Here is a 16,126-nt window from a genome sequence, read left to right as displayed (position 1 = left end):
GCCATGGACATGGACAGGGACTACGACGTCGTCGTGGCAGGGGCGGGCCCGGTCGGGCTGACGCTCGCGTGCGAGCTGCGCCTCGCCGGAGTGGACGTGCTCGTCGTGGAGCGGCTGAGCGAAATCGACACCACCGTCAAGGCGGGGGCCATCAACACGCCCTCCGCGGAAGCCTTCTACCGGCGTGGCCTGCTGCCCGCCCTGACCGCGATCCAGGAGGAGAACCTCCGGCGCATCAGCGGCTTCATGGCACAGCAGCGGGGCGACGGCTCCCGGGGCGAACCGCCGAAGATGCCGCCCAAGTTCGCCGGGCACTTCGCCGGGATCCCGCTGAGCGGCCACCTCCTGGACACCGCCGACCCCGATTTCGCGGGCGCCGGGCCCGCCGGCGACGTCGGCTTCATCCCCCAGGAGCCCCTGGAGCGCCTCCTCGGCGCGCGGGCCGCGGAGCTGGGCACCGAGGTGCGGCGCGGCGTGGAGCTGACGGGCTTCGAGGCGGGCGACGAGGGCGTCACCGTGCACGTGGCCGGCTCCGTGGTCCGGGCGGGCTGGCTGGTGGGGTGCGACGGCGGGCGCAGCACGGTCCGCAAGCTCGGCGGCTTCGCCTTCCCCGGCACCGACCCGTCCATCACGGGCCATCAGGCGATGGTCGAGATGGAGGGCGCCGAGCGCCTCGGCAGGGGCTGGGTCCGCACGGCCACGGGCACGTACGCGCACGGGCCCTTCCCCGGCCGCATCCTCACCGTCGAGTTCGACGGGCCGCCCGCCGACCGCGACGCGCCCATCACCGCCGAGGAGCTGCAGGCCGCCCTGCGCCACGTCTCCGGCACCGACGTCACCATCACCGCCGTCCGCACCGCCACCCGCTTCACCGACAACGCCCGCCAGGCGGCCTGCTACCGCTCCGGGCGGGTCCTGCTGGCCGGCGACGCCGCCCACGTGCACTCGCCGTTCGGCGGCCAGGGGCTGAACCTCGGCATCGGCGACGCGATGAACCTCGGCTGGAAGCTCGCCGCCACCGTGCGCGGCTGGGCGCCCGAGGGACTGCTCGACACCTACACCGCCGAGCGGCACCCCATCGGGGCGTGGGTGCTGGACTGGACCCGGGCCCAAGTGGCGCTGATGCGGCCCGAGTCCCACGCGATGGCGCTGCGCGAGGTGGTGGCGGAGTTCGCGGACACCGTCGCCGGCACCACCTTCTTCGCCAAGAAGATCTCGGGCGTGTGGCAGCGTTACGATGCCATGGCCCGCCCCGGCGACCACCCGCTCGTCGGCGGCAGCGCCCCCGACCTGGAACTCACCGGCGGCAGCAGGCTCGCCGACCACCTCCACGACGGTCGCGCCCTGCTCCTGGACCTCACGGACGCGCCCGCGATACGGGCCGCCGCCGAGGGGTACGGCGACCGGGTGTCGGTGGTGACCGCGGAGGCGCCGGAGCACCCCGGGCTGGCCGCGCTGCTGGTGCGGCCGGACGGCTTCACGGCGTGGGCCGCGGACACGGCCTCGCTGCCCGCCGCGACCGGGGCGCTCGACGAGGCCCTGGCCCGGTGGTTCGGGGCGCGGGCCGCGCTCGGAGCCGCGCGCTAGACGGAGGCGGGCACCCTTCTCCCGCCGCCCTCTCCGTCGCTATCTTCCGCCGCTCGCCGGCAAGCCCTGGTCCGGCGGCTCCGGGCCCACCGCGGTCTCGTCGTACTCGGGCAGCCGCAGCGTGGTCAGCGCCCCGCCGTCGGGGGCGTTGGCGAACGTGAGCTCCGCGTGGATGGTGCGGGCCTGGCCGATGGCGATGGTCAGGCCCAGCCCGTGGCCCTTGGTGCCGCTGCGCGTCGGCTCGGTGCGGAAGCGCTGCGGGCCGTGTTCGAGGAGGTAGTCGGGGTAGCCCTCGCCGTGGTCGCGGATGGAGACCACCGGCCCGTCGACGGTCACGACGACGGGCGGGCGGCCGTGCCGTTGCGCGTTGGCGAGCAGGTTGCTGAGCACCCGCTCCAGGCGCCGCCGGTCGGTCTCCACGCACGCGTCCCGTACGACGCGCACCTCGGCCTCCGTGCCGGAGGCGCGGACGGCCCGCTCGGCCAGCCGTCCGAGCAGGTGCGCGTCCAGGTCGGCCTGCTCCGTCAGCGTGTCCAGCCGGGAGATCTCCAGCAGGTCCTCCGTGAGGCGCCGCAGCGTCTGCACGCGGTCGCGCACGAGCTCGGTGGGGCGGCCCGGCGGCAGCAGGTCCGCGGCGGCCTGCAGGCCGGCGAGCGGGGTGCGCAGCTCGTGGGCAACGTCGGCGGTGAACCGCTGCTCGCTCTGCAGCCGGGCCTGCAGCGTGCCCGCCATGGCGTCGAGCGCCGCGGCGACGGCGGCGACCTCGTCCTGCTCCCCCGCGGGGCGGGTGGTGCGGGGGTCGGCGACGCGGGCGTCGAGATCGCCCGCGCTGATGCGGCGGGCCACGTCGGCGGTGCGGTGCAGCCGGCGGGTGACCCGGGAGACGGCGAAGACGCCGATGAGCAGGGTGCCGCCGATGGCCAGCGTGGCGGAGCCGGCGATGGCCCGGTCGAGGCCCTCGATGGTGTCCGCGCTGTGCCGGTAGTCGAAGCGGGCGGTGATGACGCCGGCGTCGGCGGGCCCGGCGGCCCACATCGTGGGGGTGCCGTCGTGGTCGCCGAGGGCGGTGCCGCGCTCGCCGCGCAGCGCCATCTCGCGGAGCTGCCGCGGCAGATCGGGCGGGTTCAGGGACGCGGGGTGGTGCACGGGGTCGCCCGCCGCGTAGGCCTTGCCGGCGGCGTCGAGCCGGGCCAGCGCCTCCGAGCGGGCCTGGTGGACGGTCTGCCGGGTGACGATGACGTGCACGAGGACGCCGAGCACCGCCGCGACGACGCAGCACACGACGGCCAGGAAGAGCGTGAACTTCCCGTAGAGCGAACCGAGGCGGGAGAGCCTGCGGAGCCGGGCCCGCAGGCCCCGCGGCCCGGCGGTCACCGGTGCCCCTCCCGCTCGTGCTGCGTCCCGGAGGAGGCGGGGGCCTCGGCGCGGCGGATCTCGTAGCGCCGGAAGTCCATGTAGTGGCTCTGCGCGTTCCAGGTGTAGACCGAGCGCAGGGCGTAGTGCGGGGTCGTCCAGGGCTCCCAGACGATCAGGTCGCGGCCGGCCACCTCGATGGACGACGGCTGGGCCACGGTCGACAGGACGCGCGTGGGCTCGCCGTTGACGAGGGTGTAGGCGCGCAGCGAGAGGAAGTGGTCCTCCATCTCGATGCCGACGATCAGGTCGTCGTGGCCGTCGCCGGTGAGGTCGCTGTACACGGGCTCGCGCATGGGGCAGTTCGTCCGGCGCGCGGCGGAGCACGAGGAGGCCACCTTCGCGGCGGTGGTGTCGTCGAGGGCGTCCGCGCCGGTGACGCTCTTGCGGTTGGCCGCGACCTCGGCCTTGACCAGGGCGTACGCATCCACCTTGCGGATGTCGCCGGAGGGGACGGGCGGGACGCCGGGGACCTTCGTGGCCGTCTCGCCGTCGTGCTGCGGCCCGCTCGGCGAGGGTGCGGGCGCCGCCTGCGGCCACAGCCTGGACGGTGCCGAGGCGGGAGCCGTCCGGCCGGCGCCGACCGGCTCGCCCGCGCTCGCACATCCCGCCACCCCGGTCACCGCCGCCGCCAGGACGGCCAGCGCCACGAGCGCCCGCGGCGGACGCCCGCGGCGGGCGGCACGCGGTCGCAGCACGGCGCTCCCTGCGTCGGGACGGGCGGATCGGGGCACTCGGAGGTTCCATCGTCGGCCGGCGGGCGGCCCCTGGCGGGGCCGGATGACAGCACGATGTTATGCGAGCCCGCTCCTTTCCCCCTTCTCCCTCATCTCGCCCTTCTCGCCCTTCTCCCTCTTTCCTTCCCTCTCCCCTACCTCTTCCTGCCCCGGCGCTTGGCGATGGTGGTCATGACGACCGGCAGGAGCAGTTCCAGCGCCCGGGTGACCTGGGCGACCGGCAGGCCCGTGCGTTTGGCGACGGTCTCCGCGACGGGTTTGGTGATCCTGCCGAGCACGCCGGACATCAGCCCGCCGCCCAGTCCTTGCCCGAGGCCGCCGAAACCGCCGAGGCCGGCCGCTCCGGCCGGGGCCGCCCCGTTCTCGCGGGTGAGCTCGTCCGGAAGGGCGGCGACGGTCTCCCGCACCATCCGGGTCGCCCCGTCGGTGCCGGTGCCGAGCTCCCCCGCGAGCTCCTGGACCCGGTCCTCGCCCAGTTCGTCCAGTACGTCCTTCTGCAGCGCTTCATCGCCCATGGGCCCGACATTACGCGGGCCGAACAGATCTCGGTACGCAAGGTAGTGCGGCGGTGACCGTGCGAGACGGCGCGCGCCCGCACGCCGGGCCCGCGGAAGCGGCGGCACCGGCGCGAAGATCCTTAAGCGGCGCGGCTCCCGCTTTCACCTCATTGAGGGGAAATATGACCTTCCGATCTCCCTGCGGGGGTGCGCGAACTAGCGTGGGCGGCCATGTCACACCCTTTCGAACTCCCCTCCTTCTACCTGCCGTATCCCGCGCGCCTGAATCCCCACCTGGAGGGTGCCCGGGAGCATTCCACGGCCTGGGCCCGCGAGATGAACATGCTGGAGGGCTCCGGCATCTGGGACGAGGCCGACCTCGTCGCGCACGACTACGCCTTGCTGTGCTCCTACACCCACCCGGAGGCATCCGCCCCGGTGCTGGATCTCGTCACCGACTGGTACGTCTGGGTGTTCTTCTTCGACGACCACTTCCTCGACGTCTTCAAGCGCACCGGTGACATGGCCGGCGCGAAGGCGTACCTGGACCGGCTCCCGGCCTTCATGCCCCTCCACGGCGGTGAAACCCCGGAGCCCGCCAATCAGGTGGAGGCGGGCCTCGCGGACCTGTGGGCGCGCACGGTCCCGGCGATGTCGGAGGGCTGGCGCCGGCGCTTCATCGAGAGCACCCGGAACCTGCTCAACGAATCGATCTGGGAGCTGTCCAACATCAACGAGGGCCGGGTCTCCAATCCGGTCGAGTACATCGAGGTGCGCCGCAAGGTGGGCGGCGCTCCCTGGTCGGCCAACCTCGTCGAGTTCGCCGCGGGGGCCGAGGTCCCCGAGGCGATCGCCGCGAGCCGGCCGATGCGGGTGCTGAAGGACACCTTCTCGGACGGCGTGCACCTGCGCAACGACCTCTTCTCGTACGAGCGGGAGACCGGCTCCGAGGGCGAACTGGCCAATGCGGTCCTCGTCCTGGAGCGGTTCCTGGGCTGCGGCACCCAGCAGGCGGCCGACACCGTCAACGACTGGCTCACCGCCCGCCTCCAGCAGTTCGAGCACACCGCCCTCACCGAGGTGGCGCCGCTCTTCGAGGAGCACGGCCTGGACCCGGCGTCCCGGCACGACGTCTTCGCCTACGTCAAGGGCCTCCAGGACTGGCAGGCCGGCGGCCACGAGTGGCACATGCGCTCCAGCCGCTACATGAACGACGCCCCGCGGGACGCGGTCAACGCCCCTGCGGCGCTGCTCGGCGGACCGCTCGGGCTGGGCACGTCCGCGGCCCGGCAGTTCGCCTCGGTCGTGGCCACCGCGCCCGCCCGGCTGCGCAGTCACACCCACGTGCCCTTCCAGAATGTGGGCCACCTGCCGCTGCCGGACTTCCCCATGCCCTACGCACTGCGGCTCAACCCCCACCTGGAGGGCTCCCGCCGGCACGGCACCGAGTGGGGGCGCCGCATGGGGATGCTCGCGCCCGATCCGGCCCTGCCGGGGTCGGGGCTGTGGAGCGAGGAGAAGATCGCGGACTACGACCTCGCGCTGTGCGCCGCCGGGCTCCACCCCACAGGCACGGCGGAGGAGCTCGACCTGGCGACGGACTGGCTGGCCTGGGGCACCTACGGCGACGACTACTACCCCGTGGCCTTCGGCGGAGCGACCGGGGAGGCCGGCATGGCGGCGGCGAAGGCCTGCACGGAACGGCTGCTGCTGTTCATGCCGGTGGAGACGTCCGCCACCCCGCCCCCGGAGCACGTCCTCGAGTACGGGCTCGCCGATCTGTGGGCGCGCACCACCGGGGCCATGACCGCGGAGGAACGGGCCGGCCTCCACCGGGCCGTCCGGGCCATGCTGGACGCCTGGCTGTGGGAGCTGGGGAACCAGAAGCAGCACCGCATCCCCGAGCCGGTCGACTATCTGGAGATGCGCCGCCAGACCTTCGGCTCCGACCTCACGCTGACGCTTTGCCGCAACGGCCACGGCACGGCCGTCCCTCCGGAGATCTACCGCACGCAGCCGGTCCAAGCCATGGAGAACGCCGCCATGGACTACGCCGTCCTGATGAACGACATCTTCTCGTACCAGAAGGAGGTGCAGTTCGAGGGCGAGATCCACAACGCCGTCCTGGTCGTGGAGAACTTCTTCGGCTGCGGGCGCACGGAGGCGCTGGGCATCGTCAGCGATCTGCTCTCGTCCCGGATGCGGGAGTTCCAGCACGTGGTGTCCCACCAGTTGCCGGTCCTCTTCGAGGACTTCGGGCTCGACGCGGAGGCCCGTTCGGCGCTGGAGCGGTACGCCCTGGAGCTGCAGGACTGGATGGCCGGGATCCTCAACTGGCACCGGAAGTGCCGCCGCTACGGCGAAGAGGACCTGCTGCGCCACAAGGGCGTCGCTCCGGCGGTCTCCGCGCCGCCCGCGGGCACCCTCACCGGCCTCGGCACCTCGGCCGCGCGGCTGGCGTCGCTGCTCCGCTCCCCCGCGCGGGCGCCGGGCGGGGTCCCGGTGGGCTGAGGGCCCGGCAGGCCGTACGGGGGGTCCGCGGTCACTCCCCCGTACGGCGCCGCTCGCGGAGGGCGCGGACCCGGCCGCGGCTCGCGCAGGCCGGCGAGGGGCACCAGCGGCGGCGGCCGTTGGGGTTGGCGAAGACGCCCCGGCAGTCGTGCTCGGGGCAGACGGCCAGGGTGCGGCGTTCGGGGCCGGTGAGGTGGTCGGCGGCCTGCCGGGCGATGCGCGCGAGGGCCGCCCGCGCGGTGGCCGGCGGCTCCCGCAGCAGCCGGTCCGCGACGACGAGCCGTACGGGGTCACCCGCCCCCGCGAGGAAACGGGTGAGCTCCTCGACGGCTCCGGCCGGCGGCGGCTGCTCCTCGGCGACGGCCAGGGCCAGGGGGCGCAGGGTCTCGCGCAGGGCGTGGGCCTGCCGGAGGTCTGCGGGCCCGGGCGGGCGTACAGGCGCCAGCTCGCTGCGGTCGAGCCACTCCGCCAGCCGTCCGGGCGTGGCCATGCGCTCGACCGGGTGGGCGCTGAAGTGCCGGCCGCTGGTGGCGAGCAGGTTGAGCCAGGTGGCGCCGCAGTCGAAGCGGAAGGCCAGGCGGTCCTCGTCGGTCATACCGGCATCGTAACGGCTCACCCGTTACAGTGATCACGTCGATCACGTAACGGGTGAGCCGTTACGCATGGAAAGGGAGACACGATGGGGCCTGTCATACGGACCGTCCTGGGGGACGTCCCCGCGTCGGAGCTGGGCGTGTGCGACGCTCACGACCACCTCTTCCTGCGCAGCCCCCGGCTGCCCGGCCAGGAGCTGGACGACGTGGAGGCAGCGCGCGAGGAGCTGCGGGCCTTCCGCCGGCTCGGCGGGCGGGCGGTGATCCAGTGGACGCCCCGCGGAATGGGGCGGCGGCGGGCCGAACTCCCCGCGCTGGCCGCGGAAACCGGGGTGCACGTGGTCGCCGCGACGGGGCTGCACCAGGCGGTGCACTACGAGCGGGAGCGCCTGGAGCGCGACCGGGACCGGCTCGCGGAGCTCTTCGTCCGGGACCTGACGCAGGGGCCGGTCCGCGCCGGGCTGGTGAAGGTCGCCGGAGGCTTCCACGGTCTCGACGCCCACGCCCGGCACGTCATGACCGCCGCCGCGGAGGCGCATCACGCGACGGGCGCGGCCATCGCCGTCCACCTCGAACTGGGCACGGGCGCCCCGGACGTGCTGGACCTGCTGTGCGGGGAACTGGAGGTCCCGCCCGGCCGGGTCGTGCTCGGCCACCTCGGCCGCTTCCCGGACGTGCGCATGCACCTGCGGGCGGCGCGGGCGGGCGCGTTCCTCGCCTTCGACGGCCCGTCGCGCGCCCATCACACCACGGACTGGCGGCTGTTCGACGCGCTGACGGCCCTGGCGGAGGCGGGCCACGCCGGGCAGGTCCTGCTGGGCGGCGACACCACGACGGCCGCGGCCCGCGCTTCGGCGGGCGGCCCCGGCATGTCGTATCTGCTGCGTCGGCTTTGGCCGGCGTTGACGGACGAACTCGGCGAGGACTTCACCCAGCGGGTGTTCGTTGCGAACCCCGCCCGGGCGTTTGCGGCCGACTGGCCGGTGGATGCTTCCGCGGCCTGTGCAGTCGAGTAACTGCGGGTCGTCCGTGGCTGGTCGCGCAGTTCCCCGCGCCCCTGACGGGGCGCGGATCGCTCCTCGCCGACGCCGCCACGGCCGAGGACGGCCGCAGCGTGCGTGCAGACGAGGCCGGGCAGGGGCGCGGGGGCCTCCTGCTACCGGTTGTCCACCACCGTGCGCAGCTTGCCGCTGGTGGGGGTGCGGTGCAGGGACGCGCCGTCGACCGCTTCGACGGTGAGGCCGAGGAGCTTCTCCTCGACGGCCGTGCGCAGTTCGGGGTAGCCGGCGAGGAAGGCTTCCCGGGCCGCGGCGGCGTCCGTCGCGGCCGTGCGCTCCATGCGGACGGTCAGGCTCTCCCGGGAGCCGTCGTTGCCGAGCACGACCTGCAGTTCGCCCACGAAGCGCAGGCTCTCCTCCGCGATCGCCACGAAGCGGCGGTAGTTGAGGAAGTACGTGGCGACGCGCATCACGTCGCCGAGCCTGCCGAGGAGCTCGAACCGGGGGGCGTGGCTGCCGCAGGGGCAGCGGCCGGGCAGGGCGCGGCCGAGGTCGCCGATGACGTAGCGGTCGAGGTGCTGGCCGCGGCGGGCGCGGGTGGTGAAGACCAGGCGCCCGGTCTCCCCCGGCTCGACGGGCCGGTCGGCGGCGACGTCGAGGATCTCCAGGGTGTGCAGGTCGGCGTGGAGGTGGTGCACGCTGCCGGTGCTCTCGGTGCACTGGTAGCCGAGGGGGCCGAGGTCGGTGCTGCCGTAGGTGATGGAGCGGATGACCTCGATGCCGAAGGTCTCGGCGAGGGTGCGCCGCTGTTCCTCGGTGAAGTGCTCGCCGCCGTAGAAGATCTTGCGGAGGCCGCCGTAGGAGCGCAGCACCTCCTCCTGCTCGTGCAGCAGCTGCCAGAGGTAGGAGGGCATGCCGAAGAGGGTGTCGACCCCGTAGGCGACGATCGCCTCGGCGGTGGCGCGGTGGTCCGGGCCCGCGGCCATGGGGATCTGGACGCCGCCCAGCCGCTCCAGGATGGAGAAGAAGCTGATGAAGCTTCCGTACATGCCGCCGCAGTAGAAGAGGTTGGCGGTGCGGTCGCGGGCCGGGTCGTAGCCGGCGGCGAGCAGGCCGCGGGCGGCGGCGTGCATCTGGGTGTCGTAGTCGTCGTAGCTGAAGAGGGAGAGGGCGGGGGCGCCGGTGCTGCCGCCGCTGCGGAAGTACAGCTCGGCGTCGCCGCGGGCGACGTCGTGGTTGCGGTCCTGGACGGCCGCCTTGTCCAGCAGCGGGCCTGCGGGCGCCGGGAAGTCGGCGGCGCGGGCCAGGTCGTCGAGGCAGGCCGTGGTGGCGAAGCGCTCGTCGGCCTGGACGGCGACACGGCGGCTGTAGCGCTGGAGGGCGTAGACGCCGTCGTGGGGTTCGCCGGAGTAGCCGGCGGTCATGGCGCCGACGGGGGTGACGCGGGTGGCGCCGGCGGCGAGGACCGTGGCGGACAGCTCCGCGACGTCGGTGCGGCTGCCGGCGATGCCGGCGGTCTGCAGGTAGCGGCGCATGGGGCGCAGTGCGCCGATCAGGCCCTTGCGGGGCAGGGGCTTGACCCACACGCTGCGGTGCAGCGGGGAGGCGGTCAGCGCCGGGCGGGTGTCGGCCATGACGCGCCAGGAGCCGTCGGGGGCGGCGTGCACGCGGGTCAGGCCGAGGTGCTCCTCCAGGCGGGCGATGAGCTCGGTGGTGGTGAGCTCGGCCTCCTCGGCCGGGTCCAGCGGCTCCCCTTCGGCCGGGGGCAGGCCGGCGAGCACGGCGGCGAAGCGCTCCGCGAACGCGAAGACCTCGTCGGCGTCCTCGGTGTCGAGGTAGACGACCTGGGGGCTGGAGCAGGCCTGCTGCTCGAAGAGGCACACGTCGGCGGCGAGGGCGGCGAGGGTCGCCTCGTCGGCCCACGCGTCGCGCGTGAGGTAGGCGAAGGAGATCTTGTGGCCCCACTCGACGAGGCGGGCGCCCGGCGGGACGTGGGCGGCGACGCCCTCGACGGCGGCCTCGCCGCCCCAGACGGCGACGGCGTCGGCGGGGGCGCACATGAGCTTCAGCCAGTCCTGGCGGGAGGAGGAGAAGCGCAGCACGATGACGCGCTCGGCGATGGCGCCGGACGGGTCGAGGGCGGCGAGCTCGGCGAGGAGGTGCTGGGCGAGGAGGGTGTCGGCGCTGCTGGTCTTGAGGACGTTGACGTTGCCGGCGAGCAGTCCCTCGATCAGGCTGAGCGGGGCGACGGTGGCGGCGTTGCCGGGGGCGATGTGGGCGACGAGGCCGACGGGGGCCCACGCCTCGTAGACGGTCTCCTTGGCGTCGGGGCGGGTCAGCCGCTGGGGTGCGGTGCCGCCCAGTTCGCGGCGGAGCTTGCGGCTGAGCGCGCTGCGGTCGAGGAAGGCGGCGAGTTCGCCCAGCAGGGCGCCGGCGTCCTCGCCGGCGGGCACGTGGGGCGCCAGGCGGGCGCGGACCGGGTGGGCCGCGTCGCGCAGGGCCCGCGCCAGGGCGTCGCAGGCGGCGAGCACGGTCTCGGTGTCGAGCGGGGCGGCGAGCGCCTGCTCGACGGCGGCGGGCAGCGTCTCCAGGCGGCGGGCGGCCTCGTCGTCGCCGATGAAGGCGCCCTGCCAGTAGTGGTGGTTCACCGGGTCCATCGAAAGCTCCGCGTTGGTCATGACATTCCCTTCATCAGCTCGGCGGCGGCCACCGCGCAGCTCTTGTTGCGGCTCACTCCGGCGCGGCCGTGGATGGTGAACCACGGCGTGTCCAGCTCGCAGCCGCACTCCTCGCCGGGGTGGAGGGAGGCGAGGTCGCCCATGACGACGCTCTGGGCCGGTACGGAGGTGATGTACGGGGAGACGAGGTGCAGGTAGCCCTTCTCGCCGTACGGCAGCGGTTCGAGGGTGCGGGTGGAGCGGATGAACACCCGGGACCACACCGGCGCGTGCAGGTTGTGGTGGGAGCACTCGATGTACGGGATGCAGTGCTCGACGGAGCCGAAGGTGTCGCGGATCCGCTCGGAGGGGATGCCGAGCTGTTCGGTGACGCGCGCGTAGAGCTCGTGCTTGCCGATCTGCCGGTCGGTGTGTCCCTTCCAGCCGCCGCCGAGGATGATCAGCGAGTCCGCGGGCAGCCTCAGGGGCGGCAGGCCCATGGCGCGCATGCGCTCCAGGGTGAACCAGAGGAAGGCGGGGAAGCCGAGGATGCGGACGGGGGCGTCGTCCTCGGCGAAGCGGCGCAGGGCCGCGATGCAGCCGAAGGGGTCGAACTCGTGGCCGCCGCCGGTGTTGCGCAGGGCGTACTCGACCTGGCGGGCCGGGGCGAAGTCGCAGAGGTAGTTGTCCGTGAACGACGTGCCGAGCTTGAGGTCGCGGGCGGGCTCGTAGCTGTAGAGCAGGTAGTTGACCGGCTGGTCGGGGGTGATCCAGCCGTTGCGCTCGAAGATGCGGGCGACCATGCGCTGGGCGGAGCGGATGGTCCACTCGTCGAAGAACATCTGCGACTTCTGCCCGGTGGTCCCGGAGGACGTCAGGTGCAGGTGGACGTCCTCGCGGGGGATGGACAGCACTTCGTGCCGCTTGAAGAAGTTCGCGTGGACGAGGGGCGCGCGGTAGGGCGTGTCCTCGCCGGTCGCCTCGTGGAGGTCGCGGAAGAACGGGGAGCGCTCGCGGTGCCAGGCGTGGCTCTCGGCCATGGCGGCGGCGAACAGCTCCTCCTCGGCCGGGCCGGAGGTGTAGGGGTCGGTCAGGTCGCACAGGCGCTGGACGTGTGCGAGCGCGTCCGGGTCGGGGACGGTGACCGGGGCGAGATGGGGATTGAGGGGTGTCTTGAGTGTCATGAGGCAACCTCGCGTGAGGGCAGATACGTCGACGCCCAGGCCGATACGTAGGAATCCAGGAAGGGCTGCAGGGCCGCGTCGGCGACCAGGCCGCGGAAGTCGATCTGCTCGGTGGTCCGGGACATCACGACGTAGTCGTGGAAGCCGTCGCCCTCCCGGCGCATGGCCGGGTAGAGGGCGCTGGGGATGAAGCCCTGGGCGAGGCCGGCGGAGAGCAGGTCGTGCCGGTCCAGCGGGAGCAGGGCCTCGACGTAGCCGGCGCCGGCGCGGGTCAGGGTGCGGGTGATCGGTTCGAGGTGCGCGGCCGCGGCCGCCGGGCCGGGGTGGCCGGCGACGAGGGCGCAGTAGCCGCCGGCCCGGTTGAGGCAGGCGTAGACCTCGAAGCTGCCGTCGTCGGGGACGAGCAGCACGTTGGGGGTGTGCAGGGGGTAGAACCAGCGGCCGGCGTCGGGGAAGCGTTCCTGGAAGCGGCGGCGGACGAAGGCCGGCGCCTCGATCATCTCCAGTTCCGCGGCCGGGGATGCGGCGGGGGCCGGAGCGGGCTCGGTGGCGCGGGTGTCCGCGTAGCTGATGCCCAGGGTCCGCTCCGCCGTGCGCAGCAGGGGGAGCAGCGGTCCGGGCACTTCGGCGACCGGGGCGCGGCGCTCCAGCACGCCGGGCGAGTAACGCGCGTAGAGCGCGAGGCTCTCGCGGCTGACGAGGTCCACGGCGTTGGGCAGGACGCCCATGGGGCGGAAGCCGTGGCGGCTCACGACGCGCTGGGGGCCCGCGCTGACGGTGCGGACGGTGGCGTAGACCGAGTCGAGGCGGCCGGCGTCGAGGGTGCGCCGGCACAGGGTGTCGGTGAGCAGGCCGGCGATGCCCGAGCCCCGCTGGGCGGGGTGGACGGCGAGCCCTTCGAGGCGGCCGAGGCGGCTGCCGGGCTCGGAGTGCACCGCGGCGGAGCCGGTGAGGGCGCCGGTGTCCGGGCAGCGGGTGACGAGCCAGACGGTGTGCGGGTCCTCGATGAGACGGGCCATCACGGCGGGGTCGGTGCCGAGGGCCGTGGGGTAGTGCGGGCCGTAGACGGCGTAGTAGAGCTGGCGGAGGTCGGCGATGTCGCCGGGGGTGGCCTGCGAGACGGCTGGGGCGGGGTTCACCGGTCGCCTCCCGCGGTGGCGGCCACCGCTGGGGGGCGGGGGGCGCTGCCGGCGGACTCCGTCACGGACGTCGTCGCGGGCTCTTCCGCGTGCTCCTCCGCGGTCCCGGCCGGGGTGCCGTCCGCGGGGCCCTCGCGCAGCAGCGCCAGGACGCAGGCCGCGGGGACCAGGCCGGCGGCCTGGATCAGGCACAGGGTCTGGGCGGACAGGTGGTCGCCCAGCAGGCCGAACAGCAGCGAGGCCAGGGGGAAGGTGGCGCCGAGCACGGCCTGCATGACGGCGAAGAAGGCGGGCTTGTCGCCGGCGGGCACGAGGCGCTGGAAGAGGGCCACGAAGCGGACGCCGATGACGCCGACGCACCAGCCGGTGACGGCGAGGGCGCCCGCGATGACGGGCCGTTCGCCGATGATGCCGGGGACGGCGAGGGCGAGGGCCATCGCGCCGAGGCAGGCGGAGCCGACGGTGGTGGGCCGGCCCGGGATGCGGGCGCCGGTGAAGGAGCCGATGAGGGTGCCGGTGCCCAGCGAGGCCTCCAGCAGGGCGACCGTCGAACCGTCGCCGTGCAGCACGGACTTGGTGTAGAGCGGCATGACGATGAACACGGCGGTGGTGAAGAGGTTGGCCGCGGTGAAGCAGACGAGGATGGCGCGGACGAAGGGCAGCCCGGCCAGGACCTGGCGCAGCGTCCGCGGCCCGGCCGCGTCGCCGGTCTCCGTGCCGTCGCCGGTCGCGTCCGGCGTGCGGAAGCGGACGGCCGCGATCAGCACGGCGGCGCACGCGTAGGCGGCGGCGCATCCGGCGGCGAGGCCGGGGATGCCGGCGCGGTCGACGATCAGGGCGCCGAGGAGGGCGCCGCCGAGGCTCGCGAGGGACTGGGTGGACAGCTCGAAGCCGGTCGCGGCCTCGATGTCCTCGTCGTCGACGAGCTCGGGCACGGAGGTGGTCAGGCAGGGGTCGAAGAAGGCCTGGCAGGTGGCGAGCACGAGGGTCGCGGCGTAGGCGGCCGCGATCGGCAGGTCGCTCGCGTAGGCCCAGACGGCGAGCGCGGTCGCGGCGACCGCGGCGCCGGCGGCCGCGCCGCGCAGCACCGAGCGGTGGGCGAAGCGGCCGATCGCCCGCGCGACGACCGGAGCGAGGGCCACGGCGGGCAGGGTGCTGACGGCCATGAAGAGGCCGGAGGCGAGCCCGTTGCCGCCGGAGACCGCGTAGGCGACGAGCCACCAGGAGACGCCGACCTGGAACATGCGGACCGCGGCCTGGGTGAGGACCTGGCCGAGCCAGACGGCGCCGAAGGCGCGGTTGCGCAGGACGAGCGGCAGCCGGCTGCCGGCCGCGGGGGCGGCGGTCATGCCGTGGGCCTTTCGTCGATGACGCGGACCAGCTTGCCGGAGCGCGGGTTGACGGCGAGGTCCCGGTGGCGCACCCACTCGACGGAGAGGGGGTGGACGAAGCCCGTGGCGACGGCGTCGGGGTAGAAGGGGCGGGCTTCCTCGAGCTCCGTCACGACGGATTTGGCGAGGGCGTCCAGCCCGGCCGGGTCCCCGGAGCCGGGGTCGTCGGGGGACACGGCGAGGCGCAGGACGAGGCCGTCGCGGCCCTCCCAGCGGCGGACGACGAGCTGCATGCCCACCACGCGGCCGTCGTGGTCGGCGGCGGCGACGGCGGCCTGGGCGTCCTGCGAGTAGAGCGAGACGGGGCCGACGCGCACGCCTTCCTCGGCGCGGCCGAGGATGCGGAAGACGCCCGCCCCGGGATCGGTCCACTCGGCGCGGTCACCCGCGGGGTAGCGGATGACGGGCATGAGGCGGCGGAAGAGCTGGGTGACGACGACGCGGCCGGGCCGGCCCGCCTCGCGGATGGGCTCGCCCGTGGCGTCGTCGAGGATCTCGACGACGGTGTGCGGGGTGAAGGCGCGGTGCGTGCGCGCGTCCGGGCCGGGCACGGGGCGGCCGAGGAGGCCGGCGTCGACGCTGGCGTAGCCGAGGGAGCGGGCCTCGGCGTTGGGGAAGGCGCCGGCCAGCAGGCGGCGCTGGTCGTCGAAGAGGGCTTCGCCGCCGAAGAACAGCAGTTCGACGGAGGGGAGCTGCTCGCCCGCGGCGATCAGGTGCTCGGCGAGGCGGCACAGGGTGGTCGGGGTGCCGGCCACCACCTCGGCGGAGAAGTCGCGCAGCGTGGGGACGGTCGACTCGAGCGGGGCGGCGCCGCCGATGGGCAGGCGGACGCTGCTCACGGGGGCGTGGGAGAGGGAGTCGAGGACGAACAGGAAGCTGGCGTAGAGCTCACCGGCGTAGAAGAGGTCCGCGACGCGGTGGCCGGGGCGCAGTCCGGCGTCGACGAGGCCGTGGCCGAAGGCGGTCACGAACTCCCGCCATTCCTCGCGGGTGTAGCAGGAGAATTTGGGGGCGCCGGTCGTGCCGCCGGTCTTGAAGACCGAGGCCTCTTCGAGGGGGGCGGTCAGGACCCGGTTGGCGTGCAGGGTGTTGGCGGCCCAGAAATCGCTCTGCTCGACCACCGGAAGGTCGGTGAGGCAGTCCACATCCGGCGGGAGGTCCGCGTAGAGATCCGCGTAGAACGGGGAGTTGTGACGGACATAACGTATGAGGTCCGATAGCTGATGGACGGGCATGCTGCCTTTGCCTAGCTCAAGAATGAGGATGGGTTTCCGGCCGGGCGGAGCCGGTGCTCACCGCTCGCCGGTTGACTGTTCAACGAGAACGCATGCACCACGCACTCGTGAAGCGCCGGCATCCGCCTGACGCGCGGTCACAATCATGGGACACGGTCGAACGTACTGCAAAATCGGTCGCCTA

Annotated in this window: 12 protein-coding genes; 3 read left to right on the top strand and 9 right to left on the bottom strand. The window is 74.0% G+C overall.

Features of this window, described 5'->3' with window-relative positions:
- The first annotated feature begins 3 nt into the window (after window positions 1-3).
- Window positions 4-1,587 carry an FAD-dependent monooxygenase gene (locus ACFZCD_RS09480; protein ID WP_391829221.1) on the top strand — a complete coding sequence of 528 codons (1,584 nt, stop codon included), beginning with the start codon at window positions 4-6 and terminating at the stop codon, window positions 1,585-1,587.
- A gap of 39 nt (window positions 1,588-1,626) precedes the next feature.
- On the opposite strand, the gene ACFZCD_RS09475 is transcribed toward ACFZCD_RS09480, so the two are convergent.
- The 3 genes from ACFZCD_RS09475 to ACFZCD_RS09465 form a co-directional block, all read right to left on the bottom strand.
- Complete coding sequence (locus ACFZCD_RS09475; protein ID WP_391829220.1) at window positions 1,627-2,961, bottom strand: sensor histidine kinase; 1,335 nt, start codon at window positions 2,959-2,961, stop codon at window positions 1,627-1,629.
- Window positions 2,958-3,698, bottom strand: coding sequence for a hypothetical protein (locus ACFZCD_RS09470; protein ID WP_391829219.1), 741 nt, complete (start codon window positions 3,696-3,698; stop codon window positions 2,958-2,960). The genes ACFZCD_RS09475 and ACFZCD_RS09470 overlap by 4 nt, the downstream gene beginning before the upstream one ends.
- A 173-nt stretch (window positions 3,699-3,871) precedes the next feature.
- The gene (locus ACFZCD_RS09465; RefSeq protein ID WP_391829218.1) at window positions 3,872-4,252 is read right to left on the bottom strand and encodes a DUF937 domain-containing protein; all 381 of its coding nucleotides are present in this window, start codon (window positions 4,250-4,252) and stop codon (window positions 3,872-3,874) included.
- A 213-nt stretch (window positions 4,253-4,465) separates the two neighbouring features.
- On the opposite strand from ACFZCD_RS09465, the gene ACFZCD_RS09460 reads away from it, so the two are divergent.
- Complete coding sequence (locus ACFZCD_RS09460; protein ID WP_391829217.1) at window positions 4,466-6,745, top strand: germacradienol/geosmin synthase; 2,280 nt, start codon at window positions 4,466-4,468, stop codon at window positions 6,743-6,745.
- A 31-nt stretch (window positions 6,746-6,776) separates the two neighbouring features.
- On the opposite strand, the gene ACFZCD_RS09455 is transcribed toward ACFZCD_RS09460, so the two are convergent.
- Window positions 6,777-7,340 (bottom strand): CGNR zinc finger domain-containing protein, encoded by a 564-nt coding sequence (locus ACFZCD_RS09455; protein WP_391829216.1) that lies wholly within the window; start codon window positions 7,338-7,340, stop codon window positions 6,777-6,779.
- Window positions 7,341-7,424: 84 nt separating this feature from the next.
- Here ACFZCD_RS09455 and ACFZCD_RS09450 point away from each other — a divergent pair, with 84 nt between their 5' ends.
- Complete coding sequence (locus ACFZCD_RS09450; RefSeq protein ID WP_391829215.1) at window positions 7,425-8,354, top strand: phosphotriesterase; 930 nt, start codon at window positions 7,425-7,427, stop codon at window positions 8,352-8,354.
- Window positions 8,355-8,494: 140 nt separating this feature from the next.
- Here the strand turns inward: ACFZCD_RS09450 and ACFZCD_RS09445 are convergent, their stop codons facing one another.
- The 5 genes from ACFZCD_RS09445 to ACFZCD_RS09425 are packed head-to-tail and all read right to left on the bottom strand — an operon-like array spanning window position 8,495 to window position 15,942.
- Window positions 8,495-11,014, bottom strand: a complete 2,520-nt coding sequence (locus tag ACFZCD_RS09445) for an aldehyde dehydrogenase family protein (RefSeq protein WP_391829214.1) — start codon at window positions 11,012-11,014, stop codon at window positions 8,495-8,497.
- Window positions 11,011-12,177 carry an acyl-protein synthase gene (locus ACFZCD_RS09440; RefSeq protein WP_391829213.1) on the bottom strand — a complete coding sequence of 389 codons (1,167 nt, stop codon included), beginning with the start codon at window positions 12,175-12,177 and terminating at the stop codon, window positions 11,011-11,013. The genes ACFZCD_RS09445 and ACFZCD_RS09440 overlap by 4 nt, the downstream gene beginning before the upstream one ends.
- Window positions 12,174-13,316 (bottom strand): GNAT family N-acetyltransferase, encoded by a 1,143-nt coding sequence (locus ACFZCD_RS09435; protein ID WP_391829212.1) that lies wholly within the window; start codon window positions 13,314-13,316, stop codon window positions 12,174-12,176. Before ACFZCD_RS09435 ends, ACFZCD_RS09440 begins: the two co-directional genes overlap by 4 nt.
- Window positions 13,313-14,665, bottom strand: coding sequence for an MFS transporter (locus tag ACFZCD_RS09430; RefSeq protein WP_391829211.1), 1,353 nt, complete (start codon window positions 14,663-14,665; stop codon window positions 13,313-13,315). The genes ACFZCD_RS09435 and ACFZCD_RS09430 overlap by 4 nt, the downstream gene beginning before the upstream one ends.
- Window positions 14,662-15,942 (bottom strand): phenylacetate--CoA ligase family protein, encoded by a 1,281-nt coding sequence (locus ACFZCD_RS09425; protein ID WP_391829210.1) that lies wholly within the window; start codon window positions 15,940-15,942, stop codon window positions 14,662-14,664. The genes ACFZCD_RS09430 and ACFZCD_RS09425 overlap by 4 nt, the downstream gene beginning before the upstream one ends.
- Window positions 15,943-16,126: the final 184 nt, after the last annotated feature.

The organism is Streptomyces sp. NPDC008001 (assembly GCF_042958085.1).
Taxonomy (GTDB): domain Bacteria; phylum Actinomycetota; class Actinomycetes; order Streptomycetales; family Streptomycetaceae; genus Streptomyces.
The sequence above is the reverse complement of the archived record's forward strand: the minus strand, read 5'-3'. Positions and strand labels throughout refer to the sequence as shown.

Bases quoted from the DNA above. Each gene is read 5' to 3' on its own strand.
- ACFZCD_RS09465 (WP_391829218.1), bottom strand. From the start codon at position 4,252: ATGGGCGATGAAGCGCTGCAGAAGGACGTACTGGACGAACTGGGCGAG.
- ACFZCD_RS09480 (WP_391829221.1), top strand. From the start codon at position 4: ATGGACATGGACAGGGACTACGACGTCGTCGTGGCAGGGGCGGGCCCG.
- ACFZCD_RS09445 (WP_391829214.1), bottom strand. From the start codon at position 11,014: ATGACCAACGCGGAGCTTTCGATGGACCCGGTGAACCACCACTACTGG.
- ACFZCD_RS09450 (WP_391829215.1), top strand. From the start codon at position 7,425: ATGGGGCCTGTCATACGGACCGTCCTGGGGGACGTCCCCGCGTCGGAG.
- ACFZCD_RS09440 (WP_391829213.1), bottom strand. From the start codon at position 12,177: ATGACACTCAAGACACCCCTCAATCCCCATCTCGCCCCGGTCACCGTC.
- ACFZCD_RS09430 (WP_391829211.1), bottom strand. From the start codon at position 14,665: ATGACCGCCGCCCCCGCGGCCGGCAGCCGGCTGCCGCTCGTCCTGCGC.
- ACFZCD_RS09425 (WP_391829210.1), bottom strand. From the start codon at position 15,942: ATGCCCGTCCATCAGCTATCGGACCTCATACGTTATGTCCGTCACAAC.
- ACFZCD_RS09455 (WP_391829216.1), bottom strand. From the start codon at position 7,340: ATGACCGACGAGGACCGCCTGGCCTTCCGCTTCGACTGCGGCGCCACC.
- ACFZCD_RS09460 (WP_391829217.1), top strand. From the start codon at position 4,466: ATGTCACACCCTTTCGAACTCCCCTCCTTCTACCTGCCGTATCCCGCG.